The sequence below is a fragment of the Microbacterium sp. 01T413_2 genome (assembly GCF_056398985.1).
The window spans coordinates 1-15,744 of the sequence record NZ_JBFTQL010000032.1 but is presented as its reverse complement, the minus strand read 5'-3'; the positions used below and the strand labels follow the sequence as shown (position 1 = coordinate 15,744).

The 15,744-nt window shown below is 67.8% G+C and carries 15 protein-coding genes; 10 read left to right on the top strand and 5 right to left on the bottom strand.

Annotated features, from left to right (window positions below; translation table 11 throughout):
* The first annotated feature begins 31 nt into the window (after positions 1–31).
* Genes tatC through lnt form a run of 3 tightly spaced genes read left to right on the top strand, consistent with a single transcriptional unit; the run spans position 32 to position 4,850 of the window.
* Positions 32–787, top strand: coding sequence for a twin-arginine translocase subunit TatC (tatC, locus tag AC1DMN_RS15280; protein ID WP_440732427.1), 756 nt, complete (start codon positions 32–34; stop codon positions 785–787).
* Positions 784–3,258, top strand: a complete 2,475-nt coding sequence (locus AC1DMN_RS15275) for a DEAD/DEAH box helicase (protein WP_477229124.1) — start codon at positions 784–786, stop codon at positions 3,256–3,258. The genes tatC and AC1DMN_RS15275 overlap by 4 nt, the downstream gene beginning before the upstream one ends.
* 2 nt (positions 3,259–3,260) lie before the next feature.
* Positions 3,261–4,850, top strand: a complete 1,590-nt coding sequence (lnt, locus tag AC1DMN_RS15270) for an apolipoprotein N-acyltransferase (protein ID WP_477229123.1) — start codon at positions 3,261–3,263, stop codon at positions 4,848–4,850.
* Here lnt and AC1DMN_RS15265 read toward each other — a convergent pair.
* The 4 genes from AC1DMN_RS15265 to AC1DMN_RS15250 all read right to left on the bottom strand — a co-directional run bounded on the left by AC1DMN_RS15265 (position 4,847) and on the right by AC1DMN_RS15250 (position 7,660).
* Positions 4,847–5,230: an RNA polymerase-binding protein RbpA gene (locus AC1DMN_RS15265; protein WP_477384520.1), complete on the bottom strand. Its 384-nt coding sequence runs from the start codon at positions 5,228–5,230 to the stop codon at positions 4,847–4,849. The two genes, lnt and AC1DMN_RS15265, sit on opposite strands and share 4 nt — an antisense overlap.
* A 154-nt stretch (positions 5,231–5,384) precedes the next feature.
* Positions 5,385–6,158 (bottom strand): glycerophosphodiester phosphodiesterase family protein, encoded by a 774-nt coding sequence (locus AC1DMN_RS15260; RefSeq protein ID WP_477229122.1) that lies wholly within the window; start codon positions 6,156–6,158, stop codon positions 5,385–5,387.
* Positions 6,155–7,162 (bottom strand): SPFH domain-containing protein, encoded by a 1,008-nt coding sequence (locus AC1DMN_RS15255; protein ID WP_440731728.1) that lies wholly within the window; start codon positions 7,160–7,162, stop codon positions 6,155–6,157. The genes AC1DMN_RS15260 and AC1DMN_RS15255 overlap by 4 nt, the downstream gene beginning before the upstream one ends.
* A gap of 21 nt (positions 7,163–7,183) precedes the next feature.
* Positions 7,184–7,660 (bottom strand): NfeD family protein, encoded by a 477-nt coding sequence (locus AC1DMN_RS15250; RefSeq protein WP_440731729.1) that lies wholly within the window; start codon positions 7,658–7,660, stop codon positions 7,184–7,186.
* Between the two features lie 136 nt (positions 7,661–7,796).
* Between AC1DMN_RS15250 and AC1DMN_RS15245 the strand changes: the two genes are divergently transcribed.
* Entirely contained in the window at positions 7,797–8,561 is a 765-nt protein-coding gene (locus AC1DMN_RS15245) for an SDR family oxidoreductase (RefSeq protein ID WP_440731730.1), read from the top strand.
* A gap of 61 nt (positions 8,562–8,622) precedes the next feature.
* On the opposite strand, the gene AC1DMN_RS15240 is transcribed toward AC1DMN_RS15245, so the two are convergent.
* The gene (locus AC1DMN_RS15240) at positions 8,623–9,207 is read right to left on the bottom strand and encodes an HdeD family acid-resistance protein (protein ID WP_045252047.1); all 585 of its coding nucleotides are present in this window, start codon (positions 9,205–9,207) and stop codon (positions 8,623–8,625) included.
* Between the two features lie 105 nt (positions 9,208–9,312).
* On the opposite strand from AC1DMN_RS15240, the gene AC1DMN_RS15235 reads away from it, so the two are divergent.
* The 6 genes from AC1DMN_RS15235 to AC1DMN_RS15210 all read left to right on the top strand — a co-directional run bounded on the left by AC1DMN_RS15235 (position 9,313) and on the right by AC1DMN_RS15210 (position 15,722).
* The gene (locus tag AC1DMN_RS15235; RefSeq protein WP_477229121.1) at positions 9,313–9,750 is read left to right on the top strand and encodes a helix-turn-helix transcriptional regulator; all 438 of its coding nucleotides are present in this window, start codon (positions 9,313–9,315) and stop codon (positions 9,748–9,750) included.
* Positions 9,751–9,760: 10 nt separating this feature from the next.
* Positions 9,761–10,171 (top strand): VOC family protein, encoded by a 411-nt coding sequence (locus AC1DMN_RS15230; protein ID WP_477384518.1) that lies wholly within the window; start codon positions 9,761–9,763, stop codon positions 10,169–10,171.
* A gap of 90 nt (positions 10,172–10,261) precedes the next feature.
* Entirely contained in the window at positions 10,262–12,616 is a 2,355-nt protein-coding gene (locus tag AC1DMN_RS15225; protein WP_477384516.1) for an ATP-binding cassette domain-containing protein, read from the top strand.
* Positions 12,617–12,626: 10 nt separating this feature from the next.
* The gene (locus tag AC1DMN_RS15220) at positions 12,627–13,454 is read left to right on the top strand and encodes a TrmH family RNA methyltransferase (RefSeq protein WP_440731735.1); all 828 of its coding nucleotides are present in this window, start codon (positions 12,627–12,629) and stop codon (positions 13,452–13,454) included.
* Between the two features lie 209 nt (positions 13,455–13,663).
* Positions 13,664–14,035, top strand: a complete 372-nt coding sequence (locus AC1DMN_RS15215; RefSeq protein ID WP_477384514.1) for a hypothetical protein — start codon at positions 13,664–13,666, stop codon at positions 14,033–14,035.
* A gap of 574 nt (positions 14,036–14,609) precedes the next feature.
* A complete protein-coding gene (locus tag AC1DMN_RS15210) occupies positions 14,610–15,722 on the top strand; it encodes a tyrosine-type recombinase/integrase (RefSeq protein ID WP_477384512.1) in 1,113 nt (370 codons plus the stop codon).
* Positions 15,723–15,744: the final 22 nt, after the last annotated feature.

The window sequence follows — 15,744 nt, the reverse complement described above, 5'->3', positions numbered from 1 at the left end:
GAAGGGGCGGAAGCCGCGTCGCGACAGCACCATGCCCCTGGCCGGGCATCTCATCGAGTTGCGCAAGCGACTCGTCTTCGCCGCCGGCGCTCTCGTCCTCGGCATGGTGATCGCGTTCTTCGTCACCGACCCGATCCTGCATTTCGTCACCGGGCCCATCCGTCAGGTCGCCGAGGAGCGGGGCAAGGACCTCGTCGGGTTCACGTTCTCGTCGGTGACCGCGCCGTTCGACCTGCGCATGCGGATGGCGTTCTCGATCGGCATCTTCCTCTCCGCGCCCGTGTGGCTGTGGCAGATCTGGGCCTTCATCATGCCCGGTCTCACGCGGAAGGAGATCAGGTACACGATCGGTTTCGTCGCGTCGGCCGTCCCGTTGTTCTTCGCCGGTTGCTACGTGGGCGTCCTGGTCATGCCGCACATCATCGAGTTGATGGCGGGCTTCACACCTGAAGGTGCGCAGAACCTCTACAACGCGCAGGATTACTACGACTTCATCTTCAAGCTGATGATCGTCATCGGGGTCTCCTTCATCATCCCGGTGTTCCTGGTGGCCCTGAACTTCGCCGGCATCATGTCCGGCCGGGCGATTCTGAAGGCCTGGCGGATCGCGATCCTGATCGCGTGCCTGTTCGCGGCCCTGGCGACGCCCGCCGCCGACGTGGTGAGCATGCTCATGCTCGCCGGCATCCTGATCGTGCTGTACTTCGCGGCAGCAGGGCTGTCGATGCTCTTCGACAGGCGCAAGCACAAGCGCCAGCAGGAGTTCCTCGAGGAGTCCACGGTATGACGTCGCCGGCGGATCGATACGCCGCCGCCCGCGCCGCTCAGGACCACCCCGCCACGACCGCCTTCGCGGCGATGCAGCGCTTTCAGCTGGATCCGTTCCAGATCGAGGGCTGCCATGCCCTGGAGCGCGGCAGCAGCGTCCTCGTTGCGGCGCCCACCGGTGCCGGCAAGACGATCGTGGGCGAGTTCGCGATCCACCAGGCGATGTCGACTCCGGCGGACAAGGCGTTCTACACGACGCCGATGAAGGCGCTGTCGAACCAGAAGTTCCGAGAGCTCGTCGACGTGTACGGCGCGGACCAGGTGGGTCTGCTCACCGGTGACGTCAACATCAACGGCTCGGCCCGCATCGTGGTGATGACCACGGAGGTGCTGCGCAACATGATCTACGCGGATTCCCGCGCCCTCGAGGATCTCCGCTACGTGATCATGGACGAGGTGCACTACCTCGCCGACCGCTTCCGCGGCGCGGTGTGGGAAGAGGTCATCATCCACCTCCCGCAGAGCGTGCGGCTCGTCGCGCTGAGTGCGACGGTGTCCAACGCCGAGGAGTTCGGCGATTGGCTGGACACGGTCCGCGGCAATACCGAGGTGATCGTCTCCGAGATCCGTCCGGTGCCTCTGGAGCAGCACGTGCTCGTGCGAGACGACCTGCTCCCGCTGTTCGACGACCGCGCCGGGATCGCGACCGCGCAGGTCAACCAGGAGCTGCTCCGGATCCGCTCGTTCGGTGGGGCCAATTACGAGCGCAACCGCGATGCCCAGCAGTACCGCAGTGCGCGCCACGCGGGTGCCCAGGGGAGACGACCGCAACGCGGGGGCAAGCGCCCCGTGCGCTCGGCCAATGTGCGCCGCATCGAGCGGCTCGACCGCCCCCAGGTCGTGGACCTGCTGGACCGCGCGAACCTGCTGCCGGCGATCTTCTTCATCTTCAGCCGCGTCGGCTGCGATTCCGCGGTGCAGCAGGTGCGGCGCTCCGGGCTGCGGCTGACCACGGTGGAGGAGCGTCGCGAGATCCGCGCGATCGTCGAAGACCGCGTGCGCACTTTGCGCGACGAGGACCTCGCGGTGCTCGGTTACTGGGACTGGCTGGACAACCTGGAGCGCGGAGTCGCCGCGCACCACGCGGGCCTGCTGCCGGCGTTCAAGGAGGTCGTCGAAGACCTCTTCAAGCAGCGCCTGCTCAAGGTCGTCTTCGCGACGGAGACGCTCGCCCTGGGCATCAACATGCCGGCGCGCACTGTCGTGCTCGAGCGCATGGAGAAGTTCAACGGTGAGGCGCGGGTCGCGATCACTTCGGGGGAGTACACCCAGCTCACGGGTCGTGCCGGCCGCCGCGGCATCGACGTCGAGGGGCATGCGGTCGTGCAGTGGACCGAGGGCATGGACCCGCAGGCCGTCGCCGCGCTCGCCTCGCGGCGCACCTACCCGCTGAACTCCAGCTTCCGGCCCACGTACAACATGGCGGTGAACCTGCTGGACCGGTTCGGTCGCAACCGCTCTCGCGAGGTCCTCGAGTCGTCGTTCGCCCAGTTCCAGGCCGACCGCGCGGTCGTCGGACTCGCGCGCACCGTGCGCGAAGCCGAAGCATCGCTGGAGGGCTACCTCGGGTCGATGACCTGTGACCGTGGTGACTTCACGGAGTACTCCGGGATCCGGCGCGAGCTCAGCGATCTGGAGAAGAAGAACCGCGCCGACCAGCAGGCGCCGCGCGCGGTGCGCGAGAAGCGACTGCATCAGATCGAGTCGCTCCGTCGCGCGATGCAGCGCCACGCCTGCCACCGCTGCCCGGATCGTGAACAGCATGCGCGGTGGGCCGAGCGGTACTGGAAGCTCAAGCGGGAGACCGACCGCACCCGGCGCCAGATCGAGAACCGCACGGGCACGGTCGCCCGCGTCTTCGACCGGGTGCTCGACGTGCTCGCCGAGGTCGGCTATGTGCAGGGGAGCGGAGACCAGCTCACCCTCACCGACGCGGGCCGCACCATGCAGCGCATCTACGGGGAGCGGGACCTGCTCGTGGCGGAGTCGCTCCGACGCGGACTGTGGGACGGTCTGGACGCGCCGGCCCTCGCGGCCATGGCCTGCGCCCTCGTCTACGAGCCCCGGCGCGACGACGGCTCGATCGACCCCCGCGATCTGCCACGCGGCCGCTTCCGCATCGCCTGGGAGCGCACGCAGGAGCTCTGGGCAGAGCTCGACGACCTCGAGCACGACAACCGGCTACCAGGATCCGATCGCCCCTCGGCGGGACTCGCCGGCGCGATGCACGCCTGGGCGCGGGGGATGTCGCTCGATGCCGTGCTGGAGGATGCCGACATGGCAGCCGGGGACTTCGTGCGGTGGGCGAAGCAGACCATCGACCTGCTGGACCAGCTCTCCATCGTCGCTCCGAACGCCGACACCGCGCGCACGGCCCGTGCCGCGCTTGACGGTGTCCGCCGCGGCATCGTCGCCTACTCCTCGATGTGACCGTGACCGCCCGCATCGCCGAGCCCGCCGAGGCGCGCTCCACACGCCCCGCATCCCGCCCTGTGCTGCCGCTCTGGGCGGCGCTGCTCGCCGCGGCGACGGCAGGCGGGCTCCTCAACCTGGCGTTCCCCGCGCTGTCGGTGTGGATCGCCGCGTTCCCCGCCGTGGCCCTCCTCCTGGTGGCGCTGATCGGACGCCGTACCTCGTCCGCGCTGCTGGTGGGGTTCGTGTACGGCGCAGTGCTGTTCCTGGTCCTCGTCTCCTGGACGGCGCGCTACCTGGGGCCGATACCGTGGCTCGCACTCGGCCTGCTCGAGGCGGCGCTGACGGCGGTCGCCCTGATCCCGGTGACGCTCGCGTACCGCTGGATCCCCGTGCTGGTCCGTCCGGGTCTGCTCCGCGCCGGCATCCTCTCCGTGGTGGTGGCGGCCCTGTGGATCGGCCGCGAGCTGTTCCTCGGGAACTGGCCCTACGGCGGGTTCCCCTGGGCGCGCATCGCCTACACGATGTCCGACACCGCGGCCGCGCGGGTGACGAGCTGGATCGGGATCAGCGGACTCGGATTCCTGATGGTGCTCCTCGTGGCGTTCCTCGTCGAACTCGCACGCAGTCGCCCGCGTTCGCGCGGCGCGGCGCTGGTGCCGCCGATCGTGCTGGTGGCGCTGCTCGCGCTCCTTCCGGCGTTCCCCACCGCAGCGGACGGCACGATGCGGATCGGCGCGGTGCAGGGCAACGGTCCGACCGGGTATTTCGACAAGCGCGAGCCACTCGACGTGCTGACMGCGCAGGCGGCGGCGACGGAGCCGCTGTACGGCAAGCGCATGGATCTGCTGGTCTGGCCGGAGGGCGGTCTCGACGGCGATCCGTTCCAGTACCCGGTGCTGTCGGACGCGCTCGACGGGATCGCCACACGCGCGCAGGCACCGATCCTCGCGAATGCGGCCACGCAGAAGGGCGAGCTGTTCTACAACACCTCGTTCCTGTGGCCGACCGACAATCACCGCACGCTGGCGAGGGGTGACGTGCAGACGCATTCGAAGCGGCACCCCGTGCCGTTCGGCGAGTACGTGCCCGATCGTGCGTTCTACAACGCGATCGTGCCGGATCTGATCGGCCTGATCGGCCGAGGGTACACGCCGGGCGCCGATGCACCGACCGTGCGCGTGGGCGCGACGACGGTGGGGCTGGCCATCTGCTTCGACGTGATCTATGACGAGGTCATCGCCGAGGGCATCGACGGCGGTGCCCAGGTGCTGGTGTTCCAGACGAACAACGCGGACTTCCGCGGCACGGTCGAGAACCTGCAGCAGCTCGGGATCGCGCGCATGCGGGCCGTCGAGACCGGGCGAGCGGTCGTGAACATCTCCACGGTCGGCACCAGTCAGGTGATCCGTGCCGACGGCTCCACGCAGGCCTCTCTGGACGAGGATCGCCCCGGTGCACTGCTCGAAGATGTCGAACTGCGCACCGGGGCGACTGCGGGTGTGCTCATCGGGCCCTGGCTGGAGCAGGTCCTGCTGTGGGGCGGGCTGCTCGTGGTCGTCGTCGCGGGTGTGTCCGGTCGGGTACGACGGGGCCGGTCGGAGGCTTAGGCGCCGATCCGTTCGCGGGTCGGGTCTTCGCCGGCGCCGCGACGTGCGCGGATGAACGCGAGGCGCTCTTCCAGGAGTTCCTCGAGCTCGGCACGGGTGCGGCGCTCCAGAAGCATGTCCCAGTGCGTGCGKCCKSCCTTGTCGCCGTCCSCYGCGATCTCGACGGACTTGCCGTCGATCTGCAGTCGGGCGTCAGCGCCGCACGCGCGGCACTCCCAGGTGGCCGGCGGCTCGGCATCGGCCGCGAACATCAGTGTAGTCACGTGGCCGCAGGTGTCGCAGGAGTATGCGGTCTGCTGGCGTTCCATGAAGACGACGCCCTCTTCGCTCTGAAGGCTCTGGGCGCCGAGTCGGATTCCCCGAAGGCTGCRATCTGCCATTGTGTGGTCCTCTCGTCGCCCTCAGGTATATCGGCCCGGGCTGTGCAGAAGGTGCGAAGGGGGCAAACCATGAAGGCTTTCACAGTCGATACCCAGCCCGGGAGCGCTCAGCCTGCGAAATGGGACTGGGTCCGCCGTACGACGAAACTGGATCTCAGTGCGGGGCGAGGGCCTTGATCGCGACGTCCGCACGATCGGTGACGATGCCGTCGGCGCCGGCGGACACCAGCGCGCGCATGCGTTCGGGATCGTTGACGGTCCACACGTGCACCTCGACGCCGGCGTCGTGCGCGGCGCGCACGAGTGCCGGCGTGAACACCCGCAGCGCACCGAACCGCTCGGGGATCTGCACGGCGTCCAGCCTTCGCAGTATGCGGCGCGCCCAGCCGCGAAGACGCAGGGCCGACGCCAGACGCAGCAGCGCGATCGCGGTCCGCCCGCCGGAGGAAGCCGGCAGCACCTCGGCGCCCGCAGCCGCGGCGGCCTCCAGCGCGGCGCGACGGTTGCGGTCGTCGAAGCTCGTGAGCAGCACCCGATGCCCGTGCGCGGCCGCAGCGCGTCCCACGTCCCCGGCAGCTGCGAGCGCCTTCACATCCACGTTGAAGCGCAGCAGCGGGAAGGACTCGAGCGCGTCGGCGAGTGTGAGCAGTCCGCCGTGGGCGGCGAACAGCGCGACCAGCTCGGCCGTCGTGACCTCGGCGACCGGGCGGGGATCTCCGAGCAGTCGTTGCAGCGTCTCGTCGTGGAACAGCACGGCATCGCCATCAGCGGTCGCCCGGCAATCCGTCTCCACGTACTCCGCGCCCGCGGCGTCAGCGGCGGCGATGGCGAGAGCGGAGTTGTCGAACACGGACGAGTCCTCGCCCACCAGACCGCGATGAGCGAGGACTCGCGGCGCCGAGGCGCCCTGGAAGTACGGGTGCGTCACGCGGCGCCGTTTGAAGCTGACGCGGGAGGAGTGGCAGCAGCGGCAGCCGCCGCGCGCGTGGTCGGGACCGCCGCTGCGGGTGCCGTCGAGGTGAACGGAGTGGATCCGCCCGCCCCCGGYGTGAAGGCGCCGCCGAAGTTCTTCAGCGCCTCGGTGAACTCGCTCGGGATGATCCACAGCTTGCTGGACGCGCTCTCACTGATCTTCGGCAGCATCTGCAGGTACTGGTAAGCGAGCAGCTTGTCGTCGGGCTGGCCCTGGTGGATGGCGTTGAAGACGTTCTGGATCGCCTCCGCCTCACCCTCGGCGCGCAGCACCGCGGCCTGCTTCTCACCCTCGGCACGGAGGATGTCCGCCTGCCGCTGACCTTCGGCCTCCAGGATCTGCGACTGCTTGGTGCCCTCCGCGGTGAGGATCGCCGCACGACGGTCGCGCTCGGCGCGCATCTGCTTCTCCATCGAGTCCTGGATCGAGACGGGCGGGTCGATCGCCTTCAGCTCGACGCGGCCGACCCGGATGCCCCACTTGCCGGTCGCCTCATCGAGGACGATGCGCAGCTGACCGTTGATGTTGTCGCGGCTGGTCAGCGCCTCCTCGAGGTTCAGTCCACCGACCACGTTGCGCAGCGTGGTGGTCGTGAGCTGCTCGACGGCGCCGAGGTAGTTCGCGATCTCGTAGGTCGCGGCGCGGGCGTCGGTCACCTGGAAGTACACGACGGTGTCGATCGACACCACGAGGTTGTCCTCGGTGATCACGGGCTGCGGCGGGAACGAGACGACCTGCTCGCGCATGTCGATGAGAGGGCGCAGGCGATCGATGAACGGCACGAGCAGGTTCAGGCCCGGCATCAGAGTCTTGTGATACCTGCCGAGCCGCTCGACGACGCCGGCGGTGGCCTGGGGGATGATCCTGACCGAACGGGCGATGGTCACCAGCACGAAGATGATGACGGCGATCGCCAGGATCCATCCGATGGCGGTGGGGATGAAGGACGCGCTGTCCATGAAGGGCTGCTCCTGTTTCTCCTAGACGTGGGTGGAACGGACGTACGCGGTGGCGCCTTCGATCCGCTCCACCGTCACGGGGGCGCCGGGGGAGAGGGGCGCGATGACGGGAGCCTCGGAGGCGAGGCGGGCGGTCCAGGTGTCGCCGTTGCTGAGCTTGACCTGACCGGTGAGCGTCGTGACCTCGAGCAGCACAGTGCCGTGCAGCCCGATCAGTGCAGCGACGTTGGATCGGGTCTGGTCCTCGCCGCGATGGAGGCGACGCAGCAGCGGCGGGCGCAGCACGAAGATGAGCAGCACGGCGGCGAGAGCGGCGATGATCACCTGCACCCAGACGGGCCATCCGGTGAGCGTGGAGAGCAGGCCCACGGCCGATCCGAGTCCGAGCATGAGGAAGGTCATGTCGAGAGTGAAGATCTCGATGACGAAGAACAGGACCATGAGGACCAGCCAGCCGATCCACGCCCAGTCCTGGAACATCTGCAGGATCGTGTCCATACCGCCCCCTCTTTTTGCCAACCTATCACGCGGTCAGTGCGCCTCTTCCGCGTCACTCTCCGCGGAATCACGCGGATTGGTAGGGTGTTCTGGTCCCACCCGCGCGCCGCGTGCGCACCCTCTCCGAGGAGTCCCCGTGTCTCAGACCCTTCCCGCAGAATCGCTGACCGGCAAGGTCGCCCTCGTCACCGGATCCTCCCGTGGCATCGGCGCCGACACGATCCGGTACTTCGCTGAGGCCGGGGCGGACGTCGTCATCAACTTCCGCAACAAGGCTCCGCGCGCGGAGAAGCTCGCCGGCGAGGTGCGGGCGCTGGGCCGCCGCGCGCTGGTGATCGGCGCCGATCTGACGGATCCGACCTCTGTCGCCGGGATGTTCGACGCGGTCAAGGCGGAGTTCGGCGGGCTGGACGTGCTGGTGCTGAATGCCTCCGGAGGCATGGAGGCGAACATGGGTGAGGACTACGCACTGCGCCTCAACCGCGACGCCCAGGTCAACGTGCTGGAGACCGCGCTTCCCCTGCTGCGCGAGGGCGGGCGCATCGTCTTCGTCACCAGCCACCAGGCCCACTTCATCCGGACCACGCCGACGATGCCGGAGTACGTGCCGGTCGCGCTGTCCAAGCGTGCCGGCGAGGACGCGCTGCGCGAGCTGATCCCCACGATCGAGGCGCAGGGCGTCGAGTTCGTCGTCGTCTCAGGCGACATGATCGAGGGCACCATCACGGCGACGCTGCTCGAGCGCGCGAACCCGGGCGCGATCTCGCAGCGTCGCGAGTCGGCGGGGCGTCTGTACAACGTCGCCGAGTTCGCCGCTGAGGTGGCATTGGCGGCCGTCGAGCCCGTGCCCGCCGACCACACCCGTCTGATCGGCGACGTCAGCGGGTTCGTCGCCGAGTAGTCCGAACACGCGGAAGCGGCCCGGAGCAGATGCGCCGGGCCGCTTCCGCGTGCAGGAGGAGTCAGAGACCGGCAGCGTCCGCGACGGCCTTAGCGTCCTTCGCGATCGTGATCGCGCGCACGATCTGCATGACGCCGAGCACCACGAGCGAGATGCCGAGGAACAGCCAGAAGAACGGCACGGCCGCGAGCCCCAGGCTGATCACGGCGATGCCCGCCACGATGCTGAGCAGCGCGTAGAGCAGCGTCCAGGTCTTGGACCCGTCCTGCCCCATGAGGCTCAGCGAGACGACGCCGTCGAAGATCCAGCTGACGCCGATGAAGATCACGGTGACGAGCGCGAACGCGACGGTCGCCGCCTGGATGTTCGAGAACGCGATGACGCCCGCGACGATGTAGAGGAGTCCGAGGGCGATGTGGCCGACTCGGGCCCAACCGGACTTCGCGGCGCTGAAGATGCCGAGGCCGATGTAGACCACGCCGGCGACGATCAGATAGGCGGCAACGATTCCGGTGAGGACGAAAGCCGTCTTGACCGGCCACACCAGCATCACGATGCCTGCGATGAGTGCGATGATGCCGGACACGGCGAGGAAGATGCGAAGCGACTTCACGAGGCTCTTCGCATCGGCAACTGCTTCGGACATGGGGGACCCTTTCTGAGTAATCCCTGAGAATCTGGGATGGCCTTACTGTACCGCTCGGCACGGAAGGGATCCGCGAACCCCGCGCCGCCGTGCGAGGATCGGGGGATGAGCCCGGCCGCCGACGAGGATCACCTGCGGGATCTCGCCGCACTGCGAAGGGTCCGGGACCGCATCGATCGGGACTACGCCCAGCCGCTCGACGTCGAGGCACTGGCCGCAGGAGTGCATATGTCGGCGGGGCATCTGAGTCGCCAGTTCAAGATCGTCTACGGCGAGCCTCCGTACTCCTATCTGATGACGCGTCGGATCGAACGGGCGATGGCGCTGCTGCGTCGCGGCGACGTGTCGGTGACGGAGGCGTGCTTCGCCGTCGGATTCCAGTCGCTCGGGACGTTCAGCACTCGGTTCTCGGAACTCGTCGGTGTCTCCCCGAGCCGCTATCGCGCCGACCCGGGCCTGGGACCGGGGATCCCGTCGTGGATCGAGAAGCAGGCCACCAGACCGATCAGGAATCGAGAAGCCCCGCAGGATCCACCCGCGTAGCGTGAGCGGCATGGACATCATGATCAACGCCAGCTTCCTCCCGCACACCGATGCCGAGGAGTCGCTCCACTTCTACCGCGATGTGCTCGGGTGGGAATTGCGCAAGGACGTCGGTTACCAGCAGATGCGCTGGCTGACGGTGGGACCGGCGAACCAGCCGGACACCTCCATCGTGCTCACCCCGCCGGCGGTGGATCCGGGCATCAACGACGACGAGCGGCGCACGATCCTGGAGCTCATGGCGAAGGGCAGCTTCGGGGGAGTGGTGCTCGCGACGGAGAATGTSGAYGCSGCGTTCGCCGAGATCGAGKCGCGCGGSGSCGACGTCGTGCAGGAGCCGATCGACCAGCCCTATGGGATCCGCGACTGCGCGTTCCGTGACCCGGCTGGCAACATGATCCGTCTGCAGCAGGTGGGCTGAAGCCTGCGCGGTGCCCCCGGCGACGACGCCGGGCACCGATATCCTGTGACGCGCCCCTTGCCACCCCGTCCGATCCGGAGAATCACGCCGATGATAGAGCCGCACGTCGCCGACACTCACGATGTGATCCGGGTGCAGGGCGCCCGSGAGAACAACCTSAAGGACGTCWSSMTCGARWTSCCGAAGCGCCGGCTGACGGTGTTCACCGGAGTGTCGGGTTCGGGTAAGAGCTCGCTCGTGTTCGACACGATCGCCGCCGAGTCCCGGCGCATGATCGACGAGACCTACAGCGCCTTCGTCCAGGGTTTCATGCCCTCGGTACCGCGCCCCGACGTCGACGTGCTCGACGGGCTGACCACGGCGATCCTCGTCGATCAGGAGCGTCTCGGTGCGAACCCCCGCTCGACCGTTGGCACCGTCACGGACGCGAATGCGATGCTGCGGATCCTGTTCTCGAAGCTCGGAACGCCGTACATCGGCGGGCCGACGGCGTTCTCCTTCAACATCCCTACGCAGAAGGCCAGCGGCGTGATGACCGGGCCCGGCGGCGAGAAGAAGATCGTCAAGGATGCGATCTACCTCGGCGGCATGTGCCCGCGGTGCGAGGGCAGAGGGGTGGTTTCGGATCTGGATCTCACTCAGGTCGTCGATGAGACCCGGTCGCTGAACGACGGCGCGATCATGGTGCCCGGGTACACCGCTGACGGCTGGATGGTTCGTCAGTTCGCCGAGTCGGGCTTCTATCCGGCGGACCGGCCGGTCTCGACATTCACGGAGAAGCAGCGTCAGCTGTTCCTGTACGGCGAGATCACCAAGGTCAAGATCAACGGGATCAACATCACCTACGAGGGACTCATCCCGAAGATCACGAAGTCCATGCTGTCGAAGGACATCGACGCGCTGCAGCCGCACATCCGCGCCTTCGTCGAGCGGGTCGCCACGTTCGCGGTCTGCCCGGAGTGCGACGGCACACGGCTCACTGAGGGGGCGCGTTCCTCGAAGATCGACGGCGTGAGCATCGCGGATGCCTGCCGCATGCAGGTCACCGACCTCGCCGCATGGGTGCGTTCGCTCGACCTCCCCGGTGCCGGACCCCTGCTCGAGGCGCTGCGGGCCAACCTGGACGCATTCGTCACGCTGGGACTCGGCTATCTCTCTCTCGAGCGGCCGAGCGGCACGCTGAGCGGGGGAGAGGCGCAGCGGATCAAGATGCTCCGCCACCTCGGATCCTCGCTCACCGATGTCACCTACGTGTTCGACGAGCCCACGATCGGCCTGCATCCGCATGACATCCAGCGCATGAACCGGCTGCTCGAGCAGCTGCGCGACAAGGGCAACACCGTGCTGGTCGTCGAGCACAAGCCCGAGACCATCGCGATCGCCGATCACGTGGTCGACCTCGGGCCCGGTGCGGGCTCTGCCGGTGGCGAGATCTGCTTCGAGGGCACGATCGAAGGGTTGCGTGCCAGCGGGACGCTGACGGGGCGTCACCTCGACGACCGTGCAGCGCTCAAGCCCTCGGTGCGGGAGCGCACGGGGGCGATCGAGGTGCGGGGCGCCACGACGAACAACCTGCAGGGCGTCGACGTCGACGTGCCGCTCGGCGTCCTGACTGTGGTGACCGGTGTCGCCGGCTCCGGCAAGAGCTCGCTGATCCACGGCTCCGTGGCCAAGGGCGAGGGCGTCGTCTCGATCGACCAGACAGCCATCAAGGGCTCGCGGAGGAGCAACCCCGCCACGTACACCGGGCTGCTGGAACCGATCCGCAAAGCGTTCGCGAAGGCCAACGGCGTGAAGCCGGCGCTGTTCAGCGCGAACTCCGAGGGCGCCTGCCCTACATGCAAGGGCGCAGGGGTGATCGTCACAGAGCTCGGCTTCATGGACACGGTGGAGAGTCCCTGTGAGGACTGCGGCGGAAAGCGCTTCCAGGCAGCGGTGCTCGAGTACAAGCTGGCCGGGAAGGACATCACCGAGGTTCTCGATATGCCCGTGGCGCAGGCGCACGAGTTCTTCCGTGGGGGAGAGGCCAAGATTCCCGCCGCGGTGACGATCCTGAGCCGCCTCGAGGATGTCGGCCTGGGTTACCTCTCGCTCGGCCAGCCGCTGTCGACGCTGTCGGGCGGCGAGCGTCAGCGCATCAAACTCGCGACCCAGATGGCCGACGGCGCCGCGACCTATGTGCTGGACGAGCCGACGACGGGTCTGCACCTGGCCGACGTGCAGAACCTGCTCGGGCTGCTGGACCGCCTGGTCGACTCCGGCAGATCCGTGATCGTGATCGAGCACCACCAGGCCGTGATGGCGCACGCCGACTGGATCATCGACGTCGGCCCTGGTGCCGGCCATGACGGTGGGCGCATCGTCTACGAGGGCACTCCGGCCGACCTCGTCGCGGCGAAGTCGACCGTGACGGGGGAGCACCTCGCCGCCTACGTGGGTGCGTGAGGGGGCGACGATGGCAGACCTCCGGATCTCGACGCGCAACTCGCGGTTCCAGCTGCTCGAGGCGCTGACGCGCAACCGCAACCACCGCTCACGCGAGCACCGCTTCGTGGTGCAGGGCGTTCGACCGATCTCGCAGGCGATCGAGCACGGCTGGACGATCCTCACCGTGATCCACGACGCACAGCGCACGCTGTCGCCGTGGGCCCGGGACGCGCTGCAGCAGGCGCAGGAGACGATCGCGATGAGCCCGGCCCTGCTCGCCGAGCTGGCGGACAAGGACGAGGGTGCCACCGAGATCATCGCCGTGGTGGCGATGCCGCCGGACGATCTGTCCCGGATCCCGGTGCCGCGCGACTTCCTCGGGATGGTGTTCGACCGGCCCACGCAGCCCGGCAACATCGGATCCATCCTGCGCTCCATGGACGCGCTCGGCGGGCACGGTCTGATCGTCTCGGGTCATGCGGCCGATCCGTACGACCCGAAGTCGGTCCGCGCCTCGACGGGGTCGCTGTTCGCGACGCCCGTGGTCCGCGCGGCATCGGGCGGCCCGGTCTTCGACTGGGTGCGAGATGTTCGCGCGCAGGGCACGCCGCTCACGCTGGTCGCGACCGACGAGCACGGCGATGTCGATGTGTGGGACTACGACTTCGCCCAGCCCTCGCTGGTGCTGATCGGCAATGAGACGACCGGCCTCGCGCGCGGATGGCGCGAGGCCGCGGACGTGATCGTCCGCGTGCCGATGAGCGGTTCCGCGAGCTCGCTGAACGCCTCGAACGCCGCCACACTCATGCTGTACGAGGCCGCACGGCAGCGCGCGGCCATGCGGGGGAGCGCGTGAACCGGGTGAGAGGGACTCCTGTCGCGCTGTGCGTCATCGCGACCGCTGTCCTGCTGTGCGGATGCGGCGCGCAGAGCGTCACCGGGGCAGATCCGACCGCCGTCGCGGCCACGCCATCGCCGTCGCCCACGCCTGCGGACCCGGCCGTCGAGGAGGCTCAGCAGCGAGCAGATCTGTGGCTCGCGACGGCGTCGGTGCCTCCGGGCGCGGTGCGCGTCGAAAGCACAGGGGCTGCCTTCTCGTCGTATCAAGGCTGGGTCTGCACGCCGACGATCACGGAGAAGGGCTTCTGGACCGTCACGGGCACGACGGTCGTGGACGTAGCGAACTGGATGATGGATCACCCGACGCCGGGACTCCTGGCGAACCGCACGAGTCATCTCGATCCCGATCGTCCGGCTGATGGCGTTCTGATCGGCAACGTGCCGCGACGAGGCGCCCTCGAAGGTGTTGTCTTCACCGTGCAGTCGATGCCCGACGGTGGTGTCGCGATCCGCGCGGAGATTGGTGCCGAGGCGAAGAACGCGACGTGTCCAACTCCGCCCGGCGGTGGCCAGTGGGGAGAACCAGGAATGGGTTGAGGGGCGACGTTATGTCAGCTTTTCGGGCCCCCGTCGCCGGGCTCTCGGGGAGGAGCGCGCCGATCCGTCTCGGACGCGGTTGTCCTGCCCAAGGTGCTCGCGCCGAAGACCCCGGGTCCCGTTGATCGCACGGGAAACCGCGTACGATCCGATGCGCGCGCGAGGCCAGCGACCGAGACAGCTCCCGTACGTGGCGTTGCATCGTCGCCGCGTCCGACCGTCCATTTTTCGACCGTGCGCAGTCTCCGCGGCGCCTTCGATATCACCGATAATGCACATTATGTCAGTTAGAATCAACACTATGTGCGCCTCTCGCAATCGTGAAGAATCGGGTAACACCTCCCCGACCAGTTGGATTTCGAGTTTGATCTGGGGGTTACGGTCAGCTGATGTTCGCCTCGCGTGGCGGCTTGCATGCATCAGAGGCGCCAATGGGCTCGGTAGGAACCGTTCCTGACCGGGCAATTCCGGATGGATGATTGCGTTTCTCGCAACTTGCGTGCGAGACTCGCAATGATTGCAGCAGGCTGCTGCAGCATCCTCGATTGCCCCGATGGCGCGTCAGGAGGCAGGTATGGCGGACGATGACAACGTGGTCTTCGCACCCTTCGGGCAGCAGGCGCCGGATCCTGAGTTGTTCACGGCCGCGATCCTGGATGGCTGGGGCAGGCAGCAGCGTGCGAAGGACTTCTCCCCCGCGACGATCCGAACCCGACGGCGGCTCGTCCTTGCGTTTATTGACTTCACCGGGCACTACCCGTGGGAATGGACTCTGGGCGACGCCGACGACTACTTCTCGCACGCCCGAGGGATACGCAACCTGTCGCACGCGACGGTGCGGTCGTATCAGACCGCGATCAAGCTGTTCTGCGACTTCGCGTGCGACCCCGCATACGACTGGAGCGAACAGGCGGCGAAGCTCTTCGGCCAGGTCTTCGCTCAGGTCGTCACGGAGCTCAACCGCGTCACGCACTCTCAAGGAAACACTGCTCGACCGGAGAAACGCGCGTTCACCCAGCACGAGCTGCAGCAGTTCTTCGACCTCGCCGACCTAGAGGTGCAGCGCATCCTCCATGCGGGACGCCGCGGTCCTCTAGCCGCCTGGCGCGATACCGTTGCGTTCAAATCTCTCTACGGTTGGGGTTTGCGGACGAACGAGCTGCGCCATCTGCAGACCGTTGACTTCTCGCGCAACGGTCGCGCGCCCTACATGCGCGACTTCGGGGTGCTGCGGGTCCGGTGGGGCAAGGCACATCGCGGAAGCGCGAAGAAGGTGCGCTCGGTCTTGACCGTGTGGCCCTGGACGGTGGACGTCATCGAGGACTGGATTGATCGTGGACTCCCCCGCTTCGGGGATYCGATCGACGACATCTTCCCGACCGGTCCCGGCGGGCTCGTCTCCGAGTCGCACCTTCTCGGGAGGTTCCGTGGGCTCGTCGACGAACTTGGGTTCCCTCCTGGCCTCGACCTGCATTCCTTCCGGCGCTCCTATGCAACGCAGCTCATCACCGGCGAGGGTTTCGACGTCACTTTCGCACAGCTCCAGCTTGGGCACGAGCATGCCGCGACCACGTCGATCTATACACTCCCCTCCCCCGACTACCAACGGCTTTCGCTAGAGAGAGCACACGCACGCACTCTCGAGGCTGCACAGTCGCCGAGATCTACGAATAGGAGGACCCCATGAGCCGACGCGACCTCACCTACAC